At 68.5% G+C, this 17,368-nt stretch carries 14 protein-coding genes and 1 pseudogene; 5 read left to right on the top strand and 10 right to left on the bottom strand.

Annotated features, from left to right (window positions below; all coding sequences use genetic code 11):
• The 3 genes from ADK86_RS35935 to grpE form a co-directional block, all read left to right on the top strand.
• A partial coding sequence (locus tag ADK86_RS35935) for an Hsp70 family protein (protein ID WP_159394041.1) occupies positions 1 to 785 on the top strand: 785 nt, incomplete at its 5' end.
• A gap of 2 nt (positions 786 to 787) precedes the next feature.
• Complete coding sequence (locus ADK86_RS45060; RefSeq protein ID WP_234346270.1) at positions 788 to 949, top strand: hypothetical protein; 162 nt, start codon at positions 788 to 790, stop codon at positions 947 to 949.
• Complete coding sequence (grpE, locus tag ADK86_RS35930) at positions 943 to 1,293, top strand: nucleotide exchange factor GrpE (protein WP_234346268.1); 351 nt, start codon at positions 943 to 945, stop codon at positions 1,291 to 1,293. Before ADK86_RS45060 ends, grpE begins: the two co-directional genes overlap by 7 nt.
• 1,025 nt (positions 1,294 to 2,318) lie before the next feature.
• Here grpE and ADK86_RS35925 read toward each other — a convergent pair.
• The 4 genes from ADK86_RS35925 to ADK86_RS35915 form a co-directional block, all read right to left on the bottom strand.
• The gene (locus tag ADK86_RS35925; RefSeq protein ID WP_053700401.1) at positions 2,319 to 2,960 is read right to left on the bottom strand and encodes an SMI1/KNR4 family protein; all 642 of its coding nucleotides are present in this window, start codon (positions 2,958 to 2,960) and stop codon (positions 2,319 to 2,321) included.
• A 482-nt stretch (positions 2,961 to 3,442) separates the two neighbouring features.
• Positions 3,443 to 3,616 carry a hypothetical protein gene (locus tag ADK86_RS43540; protein ID WP_159394040.1) on the bottom strand — a complete coding sequence of 58 codons (174 nt, stop codon included), beginning with the start codon at positions 3,614 to 3,616 and terminating at the stop codon, positions 3,443 to 3,445.
• 329 nt (positions 3,617 to 3,945) lie between these two features.
• Positions 3,946 to 4,089 carry a hypothetical protein gene (locus tag ADK86_RS35920; RefSeq protein WP_159394039.1) on the bottom strand — a complete coding sequence of 48 codons (144 nt, stop codon included), beginning with the start codon at positions 4,087 to 4,089 and terminating at the stop codon, positions 3,946 to 3,948.
• A 166-nt stretch (positions 4,090 to 4,255) separates the two neighbouring features.
• The gene (locus ADK86_RS35915; protein ID WP_053700399.1) at positions 4,256 to 6,208 is read right to left on the bottom strand and encodes a hypothetical protein; all 1,953 of its coding nucleotides are present in this window, start codon (positions 6,206 to 6,208) and stop codon (positions 4,256 to 4,258) included.
• 378 nt (positions 6,209 to 6,586) lie between these two features.
• Here ADK86_RS35915 and ADK86_RS35910 point away from each other — a divergent pair, with 378 nt between their 5' ends.
• Positions 6,587 to 7,987: an SMI1/KNR4 family protein gene (locus tag ADK86_RS35910; protein WP_053700398.1), complete on the top strand. Its 1,401-nt coding sequence runs from the start codon at positions 6,587 to 6,589 to the stop codon at positions 7,985 to 7,987.
• A gap of 793 nt (positions 7,988 to 8,780) precedes the next feature.
• Here ADK86_RS35910 and ADK86_RS35905 read toward each other — a convergent pair.
• On the bottom strand, positions 8,781 to 9,839 hold the full coding sequence (locus ADK86_RS35905; RefSeq protein ID WP_234346266.1) for a cytochrome P450: 1,059 nt from the start codon (positions 9,837 to 9,839) through the stop codon (positions 8,781 to 8,783).
• A 958-nt stretch (positions 9,840 to 10,797) separates the two neighbouring features.
• Here ADK86_RS35905 and ADK86_RS35900 point away from each other — a divergent pair.
• A complete protein-coding gene (locus ADK86_RS35900; protein WP_030594083.1) occupies positions 10,798 to 11,184 on the top strand; it encodes a hypothetical protein in 387 nt (128 codons plus the stop codon).
• Positions 11,185 to 11,839: 655 nt separating this feature from the next.
• Here the strand turns inward: ADK86_RS35900 and ADK86_RS35895 are convergent.
• The 5 genes and pseudogenes from ADK86_RS35895 to ADK86_RS35880 all read right to left on the bottom strand — a co-directional run bounded on the left by ADK86_RS35895 (position 11,840) and on the right by ADK86_RS35880 (position 16,658).
• Positions 11,840 to 13,177, bottom strand: coding sequence for a cytochrome P450 (locus ADK86_RS35895; RefSeq protein WP_234346264.1), 1,338 nt, complete (start codon positions 13,175 to 13,177; stop codon positions 11,840 to 11,842).
• Between the two features lie 271 nt (positions 13,178 to 13,448).
• Positions 13,449 to 14,789 carry a cytochrome P450 gene (locus tag ADK86_RS35890; protein WP_053700395.1) on the bottom strand — a complete coding sequence of 447 codons (1,341 nt, stop codon included), beginning with the start codon at positions 14,787 to 14,789 and terminating at the stop codon, positions 13,449 to 13,451.
• Between the two features lie 500 nt (positions 14,790 to 15,289).
• Positions 15,290 to 15,496 (bottom strand): annotated as a pseudogene (locus tag ADK86_RS45050) (DUF6009 family protein); the annotation flags it as partial.
• 250 nt (positions 15,497 to 15,746) lie between these two features.
• A complete protein-coding gene (locus tag ADK86_RS35885) occupies positions 15,747 to 16,079 on the bottom strand; it encodes a hypothetical protein (RefSeq protein WP_053700394.1) in 333 nt (110 codons plus the stop codon).
• 48 nt (positions 16,080 to 16,127) lie between these two features.
• Positions 16,128 to 16,658: a hypothetical protein gene (locus tag ADK86_RS35880; RefSeq protein ID WP_053700393.1), complete on the bottom strand. Its 531-nt coding sequence runs from the start codon at positions 16,656 to 16,658 to the stop codon at positions 16,128 to 16,130.
• Positions 16,659 to 17,368 lie beyond the last annotated feature (710 nt).

Here is a 17,368-nt window from a genome sequence, read left to right as displayed (position 1 = left end):
TGGACGTCACCCCGCTGTCCCTCGGTATCGAGACCAAGGGCGGCATCATGACCAAGCTCATCGAGCGGAACACGACGATCCCGACCAAGCGCTCGGAGACCTTCACCACCGCCGAGGACAACCAGCCCTCCGTGGCCGTGCAGGTCTACCAGGGCGAACGGGAGATCGCCGCCTACAACAAGAAGCTCGGCATGTTCGAGCTGACCGGTCTGCCCCCGGCCCCGCGCGGCGTGCCGCAGATCGAGGTCACCTTCGACATCGACGCCAACGGCATCATGCACGTCGCGGCGAAGGACCTCGGCACCGGCAAGGAGCAGAAGATGACCGTCACCGGCGGCTCGGCGCTGCCCAAGGACGACATCGACCGCATGGTTCGGGAAGCGGAGCAGCACGCCGAGGAGGACCGCAGGCGGCGCGAGGCGGCCGAGACCCGCAACCAGGCCGAACAGCTCGTCTACCAGACCGAGAAGCTCATCGCGGACAACACCGACAAGATCCCCGCAGACGCGCGGAGCGAGACCGAGACGGCCCTCGCCACCTTGAAGGAGCGGCTGAAGGACGAGAAGGCGGACACGGCGTCGGTCCGGCAGGCCATGGACCGCGCCGCACAGGCGGCCCAGAAGATCGGCACGGCGCTGTACGAGCGGTCGCGCGCCGAGACCGCGGGCACGTCCGGGGCGCCCGGCGGCTCCGACGCTTCCGGCGGTTCCGGAGGGCCCGGCGGTTCCGACAACGAGGTGGTGGACGCCGAAATCGTCGACGACGACCGGCCGGAAGCGAGGTAGCCATGGGAAACGGCCGACCGCGCACGGAGAACACCGAGCTGCAGCGCCTGCTGGAGGAGCGCACAGCGGATCTCCAGCGGGTGAAGGCCGAATACGACAACTACCGCAAGCGGGTGCGGCGGGACCGGCTGGCCGTGCGCGAGCCGCCGTGGCCAATGTGCTGACCGCCTTGCTGCCGGTACTGGACGCCGTGGACCGCGCGTGCGAGCACGAGCCCATCACGCCGGGCCTCAAGGACATCACCAGCACGCTGGAGACCCAGCTCGCGACGCTCGGAATGCGGGAAGTCGGCGAGGAGGGAGAGAAGTTCGACCCCACCCGGCACGAAGCCGTGACCCACCACCTCGACACCACGGCCAGGCACCTGACGTGTACGAAGGTGCTGCGCTCCGGCTACCGGCTCGGTGACCGTCTGCTGCGTCCGGCGTACGTGGAGGTCACCGGGCCGCCTCCGGCCGACGGGCAGCCGGGCCCGGAACGAACCACGGGTGGCCGACAGCCGGGCTGAGAGACGGAACATTCCCGACCTTCACCGCTGGCGCCGAGTTGGTCAGCGACGCTGCGTGCCGGTTCAGTGGTGGTCGGCGACGACGGGCGGGCGCGTCGGGTATGAGTCCTGGTTGACGGGACCAGGTGATGCTGCCGGACTTCGATCCGGCGGTGGCGGGGATCTTCTCGCAGCCCTTCCGGTTGTTCTGGTCGGCGGCGAGCGGCCGACCGGTCTCGCACGCACCGGACTACTTCATCCGCCGCGAGGACGGGGGCGGCCGTCGTCGCCTGCCGTCCGGCCGTGCTGATCGGCTTCGGCCTAGGCATGCCCGTCAGCCATCTCGCCGACCTGTCGCTCGCCGAGATGGCTGACGGGGTTTCCGCCTCCGCGGCGCCGCCGGACACGAATCGAATGGCACCGTGGAACCTGCAGCGGCCCAGCAGCCAGCGCTGGTCTTCCTCGCGGGCCGCGGCCCCAGCTCTCCCCGACCTTGACCACCCAGCCCCCCGCGCACGACTGCCGTACGCGCGCACCTGCTTGTACGTGTGCAGCACACGGGAGACCCGGCTTATTGAGCGTTTTGAGCGGCCTCTACGCGCGCACGCGTACGGATCGCCGCTCGGCGCCCGGAGCGGATCACAAGACGACTGGATCGCGGACTTACTGCTGGACGTCGTACGGCAGCTGATAGAACACGTCGCCCGGCCGCGGGTGTCTCGGGGGTGGACTGGGTGTCAGGCACATGAGGCCAAGCCCGGGTCAGCTCATTACAGTGGTGGAATCGGCAACCGCCGCCACAGTCTCTGCGTCGGACGTATGGTCGCCCGCAGTCCGCCATCCGGTCTTCCTGTAGCCCTTGGCGTCCCTGGGTACAGAATTCTTGTGGTCGTGCTTCGTGCTCTTGAACAACAAATCACTTCTGCTCGTGTGGCGTTTTGTCGCTCCGTACATGGTCGCAATCCGGGCGAGTGACCGCCGTTCAGGTTCGCGGAGGCCGCGGACCATTGCTGAGCCGGAAGGAAACAGGCCGTCAGCTCTGTGATCTATAAACGGATCTCCCAGCCGATGCAGGTCCTGCCGGAGGAGTGCTCAAAGGTGGTGGGCCAGTAGGACAGGAACGGAGTGCCCGTTTCCAAGGCACCTGTCACAGCCCCGACGAACTCGGTCAGGCTTGGGCCCCAGAGCGTGCCGTCCAGATCACCGGAGCCGATGCCCATCTCAAAAGCGTGTCCGTACGTGGGCCCGGGCTGATGGTCGATGAACGCGACACCTCCGTCGTTGGGCAGCGCGAAGGGAACGCACTGGTGCAGATGGCCGGCGACCTCCTCTTCGTCCGTGAGGTCGGGATCGACGTGGTTCTCATGGACCTCCACGAGCAGCTGATGCGTCGATGGGATCTCAGCGGTGGAGAGGAGCCGATGTCTCAGCGGCAGGATGCCTCCGGCCGGGAAGACACCCGGCACAGGGCCGCCGTCCTGCTCCGGCTCGGCAACGCCGTTTCGGCGCTCCAGCAGCCTCCTGAGCTGAGGATGGAGGGCGAAGCCCAGCTGTTCCTCCACCGCGGCGATCTCCGTGGCGGTGGCCGGCGGCCGAAGCGCGGCGTGATCCGCAGGTGCGTGGGCAGCGAGCCAGGATTCCAAGCGGTCCCACGCCTGATCAAACGAAGCAAGATCCATTGATGCCATGAGCAGACGGTAAGCGACGGGACTGACAGACCGGTGGTCGAGCTGTCCACCATCGAGCTCCGCGCACAACCGGCCTCGCCCGCCTCCTCGCCGTCACGGAGGCAGGAGCGCGCCCCGGCCGGCCGCGCTCACCGTGCGGCGGCCTCCGGCGCACGGTGGACTGAGGGCGCCCCGAGGTAGTGGCGGGGCCGGCACCTGGAAGAGCAGCGGGTACCGGCCCCGCACGCGTGCCGGCATGGCAGTGGTCGGCCGCGGGCCCCGCCGGTCCGGTGCGCCGCGGGCCGGCGGCAAAAGCCTGCCCGGTTCGGCGGGGCAGCGTACGGCCCCCCGATCACTTATCCCAAGGCAGCTTCCTCGACCACGCGCCGACGTGGCTACCGAGAACCACTTTCCTGTTGTTCACCCCTACAGCGCACCGACGCCACATCGTCATGTGCCGAGCACTAAGGCCATAGCAATGAAGATCCAGAGCGTCATGGACATCATGCTACACACGCGTTGAGGAACGTCACCCAGCTTCCGTGTCTCGCATTCTCCACCGAGACGGAGAGGTCGTCCTTGCCGCCATCGGCGTCCATCAGCGCCCACGGCTTCTTGGTCTTGTCCTCCCGATAGCCACTGATCTGGTAGCCCTCGGCCTCCAGCTTCTTGCGCATGGCGCGGATCGCCTTGCCGTGCTCGGCCTCCGGAACTGTGGCCCGTACCGCATACGTCAGGTCGAAACGGCCGTCGGAGGGGGACCCACCCTTCCTTCCGTAGCAGTGCCGGAACTCCGCAATGGACGGTCTTGCTGTCCACTTTCAGGCCGTACTCCCCGGCCGGCGAGTCGACCAGGCTCCGGACCAGGTGTTCGGCCTGTCCCCGGCTCTGGACCGGAAGCGGGTCGTTTCCTCCGCCGTCGTTCATACATCCCCTGTCACGAACAGGGGTGTCAGAGCGATTCCCAGCATTCCGACGCGGCAGGCCCGCTTGGATATCGGCTCAGTCATGAGTGGTAATCGCCTTCCGGGGGATCCATGCCGACGATGATGCGGCCATAGTTGCGCAGGCTCCGACTGCCCTCGTTCCAGTAGCCGTCGTGCTTATGAGTGTCCACCTCGAAGACCTTGCCGCCGAACTCTTTCTCCATGGGGTCTTCGCCCAACGTCAGTTCCGAGGTGTGATTGGAGACGAAATCGTCTGTGACACCGCTGGCCCACACATGATCGGGTTCGATGTTCAGGTCCTTGGCATGCTACGGAGGGAAGCCGGGCCGCCGCTTCCCGAGGACAGCGACGCGGAGCGAACCCACTCGTTCATTGCTCCCCCGGGCGCGGTGCACAGTGTTTCTCCATCTCCGCCGCCGCCCACCGGATCGACGGCAGCGGGTCGTCATGCAGGTGGCGCAGGGCGGGCAGTACCGCCCGCACCGCGGCCCGGTTCTCTTCGCAGTCGCAGTCGGCGATGTCCGCGATGAGCAGCAGCAGAGTGGGGCGGGCCTGGTTGTCGGGGTCGGTCATCAGCTCCGTGAGGAACGGCACCGCGGGTACCGCCGCGGTCAGCCCCGGGCTCTTGGAGACCAACAGCCGGTAGAGGTCGTGGACCGCGTCCATGGCGGTCTTCTGGTGGTCGGAGGCTACTTTGCCGATCAGGCCGGGCACCGCATGCGCGGGACCGCGCGCGCACCACAACGCGCCCCAGTCGACCTCCTTCAGGCGGAGCATGAGTTCGCGGTGCGGCCAGAGCCGCTGGGTATCGAGGCGCAGCGGCACCGGGCCGGACGGCCCGGTGACGTGCAGCGTCCCATCGTTTTCCAGGGTCAGGTCCGTGATGCCGGTGCCGAGCGGCAGCCGGGCCACTGCGCCGGAGCGCAGGTCCCAGATGCGGACCAGCCCGTCCGCCCAGGCGCAGGCCATAGCAGGGCCGGTGGCCAGGCCGACGGCGGTGAGCGCGGTGACGGCGGTGCGCCGCCGGTCGAACGGCAAGGGCCGCGGAGCGCAGTCCGTGCGCCAGTAGCGCAGCACGCCGTGGGCGTCGCCGCTGACCACGGCCCGGTGGACGTCGTTGAGCCGGACACAGGCGAGGGCGGTCACCGGGGCACGGTGCAGAGACCGGCTGACGGCCGCGGAGGGCCCGGCGGCCGCCTCGGCGGCAGACTCGTACAGGTGGACGTGCCCCTCACTGTCACCCACCGCGGCCAGGGTGGCTTCCTCGTCGAGGGCGGTGGCGGTGCGGTCCGGTACAGCGCGGAGCACGGCAGGGGCAGTGACGGCGGCGGGGGCGCTGCCGGTGGACTCCACCTGCCAGCGTCCGCGGTCGTCGGTGTCGCCCTCGGTGAACGCGAACGGGTCGAGGTCTTCCAGGGGTTCGGGGATCTCGCTGGGCGGCTTGATGTCCTTGTCGGTGCAGGCGATCCCCAGCGTTTCGACGGCCTGGAGCAGCGCCTCGCGGGTCCGGCCGTGGATCACCAGGACGAAGTCGGAGCCCGGGGCGCGGCTGTGGGAGATGAGCACGTCCGGCCCGCCGTACATCAGCGCATCGCAGTCCAGCTCCTGCCACGGCAGCAGCCCCAGCTCCCGGTACGAGGCCGTCAGCCGGTCCAGCGCCGCCGGGGCCTCCTCAAGGTCCGCGTGGCGCACCTGGACGGTCCAGCCGTAGGTGCCGGGCAGCCGCTGAAGGGCCAGCTGGAGGAAGAACTCCGAGAGCGACCGGCTCTGCAGTTGCCACCCGTCGCTGGTGCTGACCAGCACTCGGGGGTCGGGGCGGGAAGCCTCGGCGGCGAGATAGCCCCACTGGTTGCAGTAGTGGTACTCGGACATGAAGACGCAGATCCGCCGGTCTACGACATCCGGCGGCAGCAGTGGGTTGTTCTTGGGCAGTCCGTCGGCCCGCGCCGGATCCAAGTTCGCGTCGTCCTCGGCGTCCCCACCGTCGGAGTCCTCGCAGAGGTTCTCGTCGGCGTCCGACCCACCGTACTCATCGACCCAGATGCTCGGCGGCCACTGGGTGTGTGTCCAGTACAACCGCGGCCGGAACGCGAAGGAGTTGACCGGCGAGTCCCACCATTCGGCGAGCGCCGCAGGGGCGGGCAGGCTCCCGTCGACACCGTAGCCAGCGTTCTCCCCATCCCGGCGGGAAGCGACCGGCTCACCTCCCGGGTCCTCGTACCCCCACTCGCGCTGTACTGCGTCGAGCAAATCCCACCGGGGCCGCTGCTGCTGGTGCCGGAGCCGCTCCGCGAACTGTCCGTAGTCGATGATCTCTGCCACGCGGGCATCGTACGAGCGTTCCCGTCGGTGCTGTTGGCCAGCCCTGATGTCGGCTACGCACGCAGGTACCGATCCGGCTGGAGGCGCCGATCGAACGCAGGCATTTTCCCCACAGCAGGTCCGAGTCACCGCACGCACCGTGAGCCCGGGGCGCGCCTGGCGCGGCCGGCCGTCACCGCTCACGTAGGCCCATGGCCCGAAGGCGCGGCCCCTTCGTTCGTCGGTCGCGGACGGGAGGGCAAGGCCGGGCTCAATGAGCGTGGTGTGACGGAACACTGTAATCGGTCCTGGCCTGCCCAATGGCCCGAGCGCGCGTCCAGCAGGAGCAAGGCGCAGCCCGGGGCCTGGAGTGTCAGTCGGCCCGCATACGGTCTGTGCATGGTTGATCAAGGATCCATCGTGCCGCCGATACGCGACTTCGCGACCTGGGAGCCCGTACTGAAGCTCTTGCTGGCCGCCAAGGCTGACAGGCCTGCCGCCGAGCCCGTCCGCGTGGCGGGGCGCATCGGCCGGCACAGCTGGAGTCTCGGCCTGCGGCGCCGCCAGCCGCCGCCCGGACGAGCTCTGCGGAGCGAGGACATGCAGGACGAGCTCGACGCCGTGGACCGGGTGCGGAAGGCGATCGTGGACGCCGGCGTCGACGAGATCTCGTTCACCGCGACGATCACACCGACGGGTAAGGCCGTGCTGCGCCTGCTGGGCCCCAGCCCGGCCGTGGAATCCGGGATCGGCAGCGCGCACCCGGGGGCGCTCATCCTGGTCGAGGGCGCGCTGCCCGAGCCCTGGCGCCGCCTCCCCGATCCGCACCCCGCAGCGGTGCCGGCCCCTTCGGCAGACCTCGAACTGCTGGAACGGACGCTGCGCGAGCGACTGCCCGATGCCATCGGCGCGACGGAGGAGGAGATCACCGCGGCCGAAGCACGCCTCGGCATCGCCCTGCCCGAGGAGCTGAAGGTGCTCTACCGGGTGACGCGTGCACGGTGGCAGGACTGGTCGGTCGACCGCGAGGCAGCGAACCGTGTCGCCGAGGCAGTCGGCTGCGAGCTCGGCGCCCTGAAGGAGCTGCAGATCGCCGACGCGTCGACCCGTGATTACCGCTGGGAGTTCGCGGCCCTGGAGGCAGTCATCACCCCGCCCGACGCCGCGGTGCAGGGCCTGGTCGGCTCACCCGGATGGATCGTGTTCGGCGAGAACGGCGGCGGCGACCAGCTGGCGGTCGACCTGACACCCGGCCCGTGCGGACACACCGGGCAGATCATCATGCTCAGCCACGAACTGAGCATCGGCGCCGACCTCATCGCCGATTCCCTCACCGACTTCGTCCTGGGCCAGGAGAAGCAAGAGGACAGGGGGCGTCATGAACAGCCCTCCCCCGTGGCCAGGGTCAACGTCGCACATCTCCAGAGCGTTCAGGAGGCCGCCCACCCCGGTCTGGAGGTTCTGTCCATCGGTGTGTGGGACGCCGCGCCGCTCAGCCTTGCTCCGGTCACCGGACTCCCCCGCCTGCGCACCCTGACCGCCTACCCCGGCACGCTCGCCGACCCGCTGGAGATCGCCCATCTGCGTGGCCTGGAGTTCCTGGAGCTCGGTCCTCAGGATTGGCGCGTCCTCCTCGACGCCGGAGCTGTCCCCCGCACCCTGTCAGCCGCCGCCGTCACGGTGCTCGGCGACCAGGACCCGCTGCCGATCGTGGCCATCGCCAACGAACTCCTCGCCCTCTGGGACCGGCCCCAGATCATTCAGACCGTGCTCGAAGGACACCTCGGACCCGCGACGTAGACCCTTCGAAGGCTGGAAGGCCGGCGAGCCGCGTGGCTGCTCGCCGGGCCGTGACGGGTTCTCCGCAACGGCGGCCCGGCAGCACCGCGCCACGCCGCGCCACGAGTCGCGGCTGCAACGTCCGGTGCAGTGAGGACGTCGTCAGCACTGCCGAACAACCTGGTCCGTTCCTGGGCCTGTTCTCCGTGTGGACGGCACCGGGACTGTCTACGGCGACGCTGCGCGTATGGACCGGGAGTCCGAGGCCGCCCTGTGCATGTCCCTGGGACTGGAGTTGACTCGTCCAGTTCCAGGGTGCCGACGGCCCCGGTGGGGACGTGCAGGAAGTACGCGCCGGAGACCGCGCTGTCGTGATGGGCGTGCAGCAGATGAGATCCGCCGCGCTGGTAGTGGACAGCTCCGGCGGTGGCCGCCAGGCGGGGTCGGACCGGGCGTCGGGGCACTGAGGGTGTGGCAAGGGCCGGCGATCTCGCGGGGCGGGAACTGCTGGGCCAGTCGGTCGGTGTCCGGGCCGGTGCGCACGGTGCACCGGTAGAGGGGGTTTGGCCGCGGCAGCAGCACCTTGGACGAGATGCCCGCCGCTCTCACCCTGAATCCGCAGACCATACGGGCCTCGGGGGCTACGCCGTCGGAGACAACCGGGGAGGCCGGGGACGGTCAAGTGGCCCGCGCGCCATTGGCCATGGCACGCGGGCGACCGGGGTACACCGGGTTTTCTAGAGCCAAACGTCCGGCTCCCAGTAACTGGCGGGCTTGTCCCAGATGATGCGTCGGATAGCAGCGATCATGTCATTCACCTCCCTTCGTCCTTCGTCAGCGCGGGCTTGGCGGGGGCTTTGAGGGTGCGTCGCAGGGTGAAGGGACGCGGGAGGACGGAGCCGGACACCAGGGGCCGGGCATCGCCGCCGCTGATGGTCAGGTGGGTGTCCCGTGCCAGGGCGGTGATCGCCTCGGTGGCCAGGCTGTGTGCGACGGCTGCCCCGGCACACGTGAAGGGGCCGGTGCTGAAGGGGAGGTAGGGGCCTTGTCCGCCTGGTTCGTTCCAGCGTTCGGGCCGGAACATCTCGGGACGGTCCCAGCGGTGCGTGTCGTGGTGCAGCAGGTAAGGGCTGACCGACAAGATCGTGCCCGCTGCGAACGGCAGGCCACCGAATTCGAGGGGATACGGGACGGGTCGGCCGACCATCCAGACGAACGGGCGGTGGCGTGCGGCCTCGCGCACCAGCCACTCCGCGGGCCACGGCCATGGTGGGCCGGACGAATGGTGCAGACCGGCCAGCAGGAGCGTCCATGCCACCGCGTAGCCGATGTTGCCCACGATCGACTGGAACAGCAGGATGTACAGGTTTGCCACGGTTCGGTCGGTGAGTTCCTCTGGGCAGGCTCCGATCACGGTGTCCAGTACGTCCCGCGACTCTCCCGCTGCGGAACCCTCCGTCCGGCGGCTTCGGACATGCTCAGTGATCGCGGCCAGCAGCTTGGGGCGCAGGATTTCCGCCCGTGCCCGCTGTCGCATGGACGGCTGGCGGGCGGTCAGGCCGGCCGACACGGCATGTGCCAACTGCCGCCGCAGTGCAGGTGGGGCATCGGGATGCAGCAGTACGTCCGCGGTGCACCGGTACACCAGCAGCGGTCCCGCTTCGGGCCAATGGCTGACCGCGGCCAGACCGGCTGCTGCCTCGGCCACGCACTCGCGGTAGGCGGGCAGGTGCGCCCGCATCAGGTTCCGGACGGCGCGGCCGAGGGTGATCTGGGCAGTCCGTGAGGGCAGCATGCCGCCGAAGAAAGTGGACCTGCCACTGTGGAAGAGAGGGTCGCGCAGCACTGTGAGCGCCAGTTCGGTGTCCCTCACGCACCAGGCGCCCCAGGGGAGCCGGAACACCTTAGCCGGACTCCGGCGTGCGCAGTCTTCGATGTACCCCAGCGGATCACGCCGGAACCGGCGCATTTCTCTCACACTCACCGTACGCCCTTTCAAAGGGCCGTCCCCCGGACCACCCGATTCCCCACCTGTACCGAGTGTTTGCCCACCGACAACCTTCCCCAATGCCGCGAGAGCGGCACTTCGCCCGTAATGGTGAATACACCGGATACTCGGGCTCGCCGCCTTTGGGGTCGACGGCCGCGCCCAGGATGTGGGCGACGGCATCTGAGCCGTACGGCAGGAGCGACCGACCGAGTCGTGGCCAGCTTGCAGTTCGCCTGTCGACGTCCTTGATGGCACACGGGTGCCGGGAATCCGTACGGTCCATCGCTTCGTGCGGCTGACGATCATCTACGGTGCGCTGGGGTGAGGACGAGCGCCACGGCTGCCAGCCCGCCGGAGGCTCGGGCGCCGGCAGCGCACCGGTGACGCGTGGGACGCGTTCCCAAGGCCCCGGCCGGTCCAGCAGCTCGCATGCTCGGCTGGCACGATCCGTTCGATGCGGCCCGTACCGCCAGCGCCGTACGCAATGGCGAGCTGCGGCGGCCCTGGCCCTCCCATGCCACCGTCCACATGCCATGTCGGTGCCGCATCACGTGAACATCGCGTCGATGGCCGCCTGCCACGGATACGCGGCGATGTCGGCGCGGCGGGACGGGACGGATGGGGTACGTAACCGCCTTCCCTGAGCAGCACGGTCACGTCCGCGGCGTGCAGGACGGCGACGCGGTGGCGACGGCGGGGTGGCAGTCCTGAGCGGCGGACCATGATCTCGAAGACGGTGAAGGTGCGCCGATCGTCCTCCACGAGCTGTAGATCGTTCCGCCCGCAATATGACAGACCTTCGAGGTCCAACTCCTAAGCTATTTCCATCAGGAGGAACGACATGACCAGCAAGAGGAAACTCGCCGCTCGCACGGGCGTTATTGCGCTTACCGCCACGTTGTCGCTCACAGCCGCCACCGCTGCGTACGCCGGGACGGACCAGCGCATCACAGTCGCCGGGGGCCAGGTGTCCTTTACACACCAGGGCGACTACATCGATGCCTACGACCTGAAAAAGGACGGCTACTGCCTGACGGCCGAACTGAAGGTCAACAAGTTCCACCATTGGAGCACCACGGCCTGCGGGTACAACACCTACAAGTACAAAAGCCTGAAGAGGATCAATGAAGGCACGAAGGTGTACCTCAGGGCGTGCTACACCAAGAAGCACAGCAACGGGTCCTACACCCGAGTGAAATGCAGCGGCTGGCAGAGCGCACGCACCTGACTCCCGGTTCTCGACCTGAACGGCGCCGCGTCGATGCAGACTTACCGCCATCAACGAATGGCTCCGCCTCATTTGCGAAGCGCCCTGGAATTGGGATGTAGCGGCGTCACAATGCCGGTGCCCGAGTACGCCCTGGGGCCTCGGGCATCGGCATCCAGCAAAAGGACAGCGCTCCCGCGCCACCGCGGCGACCAGTCCAAGACGGACGCGCCGCACCCACCCCTGCTTTCGCGGCTGTATAGACGGGCCGTCCACTCGGTCACACCGACGAGCCACATCTCGTTGGCATCGCACCTCCACTCCCCCGTGCCCGTGCTCTGTCGGCGCCAAAGAACGTTACGCAATCAAGATGCGCCGCCGGTATGTCTACAACGGACTCCGCACACGCCAGGAGCGACCGGAGCGCTGAGAATGTCGCGGCCCGCTTTCCCAAACTCACCGACCGGGCCCGGACCACCGCAGCCGCCGAGGGCAGCATCGCGGTAAGCCAGGCGGTGGCCGCGCGTTTGGCGGCGTACGGCTCCGGCCTGCAAGCTGAGCCGCCAAGCGCACGCCCAGGCTTCGTCCCGTCAGGACGCGTACTGGCTGCGGCCGGGCCGGCAGCCCTCCGTCCGGCCGCAGGCCAAGAGCCCCCTACTAGGCAGTACCAACCCACCTACCCACCCGCTACCCCCACAGCAGCCTCCGGCTGCGCAACACGCACCCCCCTGGCCCGCGGCGGAGTGAACGTCACCGGCAAGGACAGCAGGCGGCGGGAGACCCAGGCCGACTGCCACTGCAGCTCTGCCTCGGGGACTGCCAGTTCCAGGTCCCGGAGCGTACTCAGCAGGATGTCGATGCCGGTCTCCGCGATGGCCTGCCCGATGTCGCGGCCGGGACACTCGTGGGGGCCCGTGGAGAAGGCGAGGTGCCCCGAGTTGTGGACGACGGGGCGTCCGGGCTCCCGGGCGGCGGGGTCCGTGTTGGCGGCCTCGATCCCCAGGATGATCATGTCTCCGGCCTTGATCTGCTGGCCCGCGATGGTCATGTCCCCGGCCGCCCAGCGGGTGGGCAGCAGCCCGATCGGCGGGTGGTCCCACAGCACGCGCTCCAGGGCCTCGGGCAGCGTCATCTGGCCGCTGGTCAGGTCACGGCTGAACTGACGCTGGGTCAGCAGCACCAGCAGCGTGTTCGCGATCAGCGCGACCGTCGGCGTGTAGCCGGCGACGAAAATCATACGCAGGTGCTCGACGACCTCCTGCTCGCTGAGGCCCGCCTCGTGGTCCAGGAGACGGCTGACGAAGTCCCGGCCACCAATGGCGTGGTCGGCGCCCTCGCCGGACCGCCTGCGCCGGACGAGCTCCTCCATCGTGCGGGTGACGAACGCGTTGCCCTCGGCGGCCCGCTCGTTGCCGCTGGTCAGGTCCCGTACCGCGGCCACCAGGGCGGGGCTCTCCTCCTCGGGCATGCCGTACATCCAGGCCATCACGAGGGCGGGCAGCTGCGCGGCGTACTCGGTGACCAGGTCGGCGGTGCCGCGGGAGGCGACGCAGTCGATGAGGCGGTTGGCGTACCGGCCGATGTAGCGGCGCAGGGAGTGCCGGTTGAAGTCCAGGCTGTCGACCACGGCGCTGCGCAGGCGGGCGTGGGCCACGCCGTCCTCGAACGCCACGATCGGCTGGTACGCGGTCATCGGCGCCAGGGGGTGGTCCGCCGGGATCCGGCCGTCCTGGTAGACGCGGCCGCGGCGGGAGTCGCAGACCACGCGGGAGTTGCTCTGCATGACATCGCGTATCGCGTTGTAGCCCAGGACCAGGTAGGCCGGGATGTCGCCGGGGACGAGGACCGGCGCGACGTCCCCGTACTGCCTGCGCAGCTGTTCCAGCACCGGGCCCAGGGGCTCGGCGTCGGGGCCGTAGATCCGCTGCCAGGGACCGCCGGCATTCTGGGCGTGCGCAGGACAGCCGGGAGGCGGTGCCGGTACGGACGAGGAACGGGGGTCTGGATACGTCATGGTGCCTCCCAGCGGCGTTGCGAGCGGGTCCTGCTGTCCAGCCCGCCGTTGTTGCGCTGTGGCTTCCGGCTCCCCCGGTGCTGGGACACATCACGCCCTGTGCGACGGCACGGCACACAGGGCGTGATGATCAGCATTGTCAGCAGCCTACCGTCCAACCGGGCGTGTGATCAGCTGAGTCGGACCGGTGGGTGGCGGGACGTCAGGAGCCCACCTGCCTGCGGTAGTCGGCGGCAAAGCGGTCCTCCTCGCTGTTCAGCTGTTCGGTTGTTCAGCTGCTCGGTCGGCTGGGTGCGGGGTTACGGGGCTGTACGGTCATGGGTACTCGGTCGGGCCGGGCGACAGCGGAGATCACCTGCTTCGGAGTGTGGCCGCCGGCGGGCGACATGCGCCAGTCGCGCAGCACCTCCGCGATGGCGATGGTGGTCTCGGCCAGGGCGAACTGATCGCCGATGCACTTGCGGTTGCCGCCGCCGAAGGGCATGAACGACCGTTTGGTCCCGGGATCCAGCCACCGGTCCGGGTTGAAGGTATGGGGGTCCTCGAATGCCTCGGGATCGCGGTGGATGGCGTACATGCTGAACGCCACCTCGGTGCCCGCGGGCAGCGTGACATCGGCGAGGGTCACCGGCGCGGTGCTGCGGCGCATCAGGAACGTGACACCGTGCAGGCGGATCACCTCGTCCAGCACCCGGCGGATCACGGTCAGCCGGGGGACGTCTTCGATGGTCACCGCGCGGTCGGGGCCGACGACCTCCAGTACCTCGGCCACCACCTTCCGGTCGAACTCGGGATGGTGCGCCAGATAGTGCCAGGCCCAGGCCAGGGTCGAGGCCGTGGTTTCGGCCCCGGCGAAAAGCAGCGTGGCCACCTCGTCGCGGATCTGGACGTCGCTGAGGCGGACCGGAACGTCGTCGTGGACCTGCGCCCGCAGCAGCTGCGCGAGCAGGTCGTCGTGCTCCTCGGCGTGGCCGCCGGCGTGTGCGGTGCTGATGACCTGGTCGATCACCCCGGTCAACTGCGCGGACGCCCGGTCGAAAACGCGGTTGTAGCGCACCGGTAGACGGTCCAGGATCTTCGGTGAGGCAGCGCGCTTGAGGAGCATGTCCAGCAGCACCGGCAGTTCGGTACGGATCGTTTCCACCGCCGGCGTCCCGACGTCCGTGCTGAACAGCGACATGGCGATGGAGTCGATGGAGTAAGCGGCGGCCTCCTTGTAGATGTCCACCTGCTGACCCGGCTGCCAGGAAGCGGACAGCCGCCGGGCATTGCGGCTCATGACCAGGGAGTAGCCCTTGATGCGCTGCGCACCGAAAAGGGGCGCGAGGAAGCGGCGGTTACGTTTGTGCAGCTCCCCGTCCGCGGTGCTCAGCCCCTCGCCGGCCAGTCGCTTGAGGCGCTGGAAGAACCGGCCCTTCTCGAACCACCGCCCCTTGTCCACCAGGACCTCGTGCAGCCGCTCGGGTGTGGTGGCCATGTAGACGGGCATCGATCCGAGCCGGATGCGGACCAGGCCGCGGTCGTCGGCGTGGTCCCGCAGCGACAGGAAGAAGCCGAAGGGATCGCGAATGAGCGCGGGCGCGTGCCCGACGAGGGGCAAGGCACCCGGCACACGCGGTATCGGTCTCGCTGCGACGGAGGGGGCGGCGTCCACTGCCACGTCGTATGTCCTTTGCTGTTGACGGCGCTGAGCACCGGATCCGGACTGACTGATGATCAAGTCTGCCCACAACGTGCCGCAACAACGCCAAAAACGGAACATGGGGGTCCAGGCTGTTGCTGCGTTCTCCTGTACTCCCGGTGAGGGCTGGTCCCCCACACCGGTGGCGGGCCTGACAATCGGCGTACCGAAGTGTTCTGTTCCTCCGGCGCGCTTCGACTCAAGATTCCGCCCTGGACCGGGGCGCACCCGGTCAACGGGGGCGGGCCGGCGCGGGGCCGGCGGGCAGTGGGAACGGCGGCACGAACGGGGTGTACCCGCGATGGGTCCGGCCCGGTCGGTGTGCCGCTGCGGACCGCTCCGCCGCCCAGGCGCACACGTCCCGCGTCGCCCTGTCCTCGCTGGCGCACAGTGGCCAAGACGGTCCCCACGCCACAGCGTGTGCGGACGGACTACGCCTTGGGAAGGGTTATTCCCATTTCGCGCATGGTGTCCGAGGCGGGGCCACCCTCGGAGCGTTCGGTCTTGTAGCCCTTGACGCCCGGGCGCAGGGTGCGCGGGTCGACGGCTTCGGAGGGGGCGCCGCTGGAGTACAGGCCGTCGGGCTACTGATCGCGGTCGTGGGGGGCGAGCCAGAAGACGCGGCGCAGGTGGGTGCCCTGTCCGACACCAAGACCAGGCGCGCCAAACCCACCCCGACAAACTCCAGCCGCCGGCCGCCCTCGGGCTGGACTGGGCGGCAGCCTGAGCCGGGATGCGCAGCGGGGCCGTACCGAACACAGTCGGTACGGCCCCGGCCGGGCACCGCTGCCTCCTTCTCCGGCTGACTCTCCATGGCCGGGGAAATACTCACGGCGGGCCGTGACTGTGGCGGCGGATTCTTGGTGTGTCTCGTGGAACCGCTGCCTGCTAAGACGCGTCGTCCACGACATCCTTGACGAGTTGGTAGGCAGCCGTGAGTGTCAGGCTGGGAACAGCCTGACGCAGCGACTTCACCGCGCCCTCCAGGTCTCGTCCGGTATCGGCCCCCGCCGCCTTGAGGATGCCGCGCACCCAGTCCTTACGCACCTGCTCGTCCGTGAGAGCAGCGGTGGCCTCCGCGATGCCCACCGCCCGCTCCAGACCTGAGTGCTCCGCGGGGCCCGTGGACTCCAACGCCTGACGCAGGCGCATCAGAACCTCCTGGCTGTCACGTACGACGACCACCGGCTCCTTCTGCGCCTTGCCCGAAAAGAATGCCATGTCTTCTTGCCGCTCCCAGCTTTCGTGTACCGGATATACAGCCCTCGATCAGAAACAGTTGTTCTGGATGGCCGAGATACCCAGGATGTTCAAGGCGGCGTTTCCGGCGGCCTTCTTGAACTCGGCTACGCTGCCCGCTTTGATCACGAGCTTCGCGGCTTCTGCCACTCCACCGAGCCCCTTGATCGCCTTGTAGGCCTTGGTCGCGGGGATGAACGCGGCGCCGACGGCCGCGACACACTTGGTGTACTTCCAGGCGCTTCCCCATAAGCCCCTCGTCTGCGCCCCACCACCGAGGTGTTTCAGGACCTCCCGCTGCGCTGCCGGGTCATCCGGGTACATCGCGGCGACAACCTGCTCGGTGGTTCTGTCGTGCGGGAGTGCGGCGAGCCGCTGATCGAGTCCGTCCTCCTTGATCTGTGGTGCTTCTGCGGCGTCCGCGAGCTGAACCGCTGCGGTGTGTTCCATCGAGATCCGGGCGTGATCCGCCTCGGTGGCAGAGGCCATCGGCCCGGTGATTCTGAGGAAGACGGCTGCACCGACCGCGGCTGCGGCTATTCGGAGATGGTTCTTGTTCACGTACGCTTTCTCCTTGCAAGCGGGGGAAGAGGACATACAGGGCTACCGGAAGGCGTGGAGACTCAATGCCCTGAGTCTTCTTCCTCTCGGTTGTTTCGAAGTCCGCAGCGCGGTCATCGCCAGGCGGACAGAACTGACGCTAACTCAGTTTTTAGACGAGAGGACAGGTAAAAGGTCCTGAGAAACGGCCCCAAGGTCATGACCCACTCGACCGTATTCCACACACCCGCCCGAGTGTTAGCTGTCGGCCTCTTAGCGTGGGACACTCTGGCCGGGCCCGACACCTGTCGTTCGGAGTTCGTCCTGCCGGCTGCCCTACTCGCCCACGCCTTGCTGCGTACGCTGAACCAGGACCTCAAGCACCCTGACGACGGACGGGGAAGAGATGAAGCTGAGGGTCCTGGCGAACAGCCAGAGACGCCGGGCCCACCTGAGCGTCGACAAGCTCTAGGCGCTAGCCGACCTCGGAACGGAGTGGGCAGCATGAAGCCGAGCAGGGCGATACGAATCCGGTAAAACCCTCGGAACCGTTCACTCGATATGAGCCGCACTGGGGACAGGCACGCGACACAAAGCGCCTATCGCACCGGTAGCAGCGACGTCGGCCTGCCGTGGTCTCGGAGGTGCCGATGCTTCCACAGCCGGTACAATGCGCCGATTCGCTGTTCACTGCGACCATGGCACCCTCCTCTCGTACCGTGACGGCCTGT

The sequence above is a fragment of the Streptomyces sp. NRRL F-5755 genome, from assembly GCF_001279365.1.
Taxonomy (GTDB): domain Bacteria; phylum Actinomycetota; class Actinomycetes; order Streptomycetales; family Streptomycetaceae; genus Streptomyces; species Streptomyces rimosus.
The sequence above is the reverse complement of the archived record's forward strand: the minus strand, read 5'-3'. Positions and strand labels throughout refer to the sequence as shown.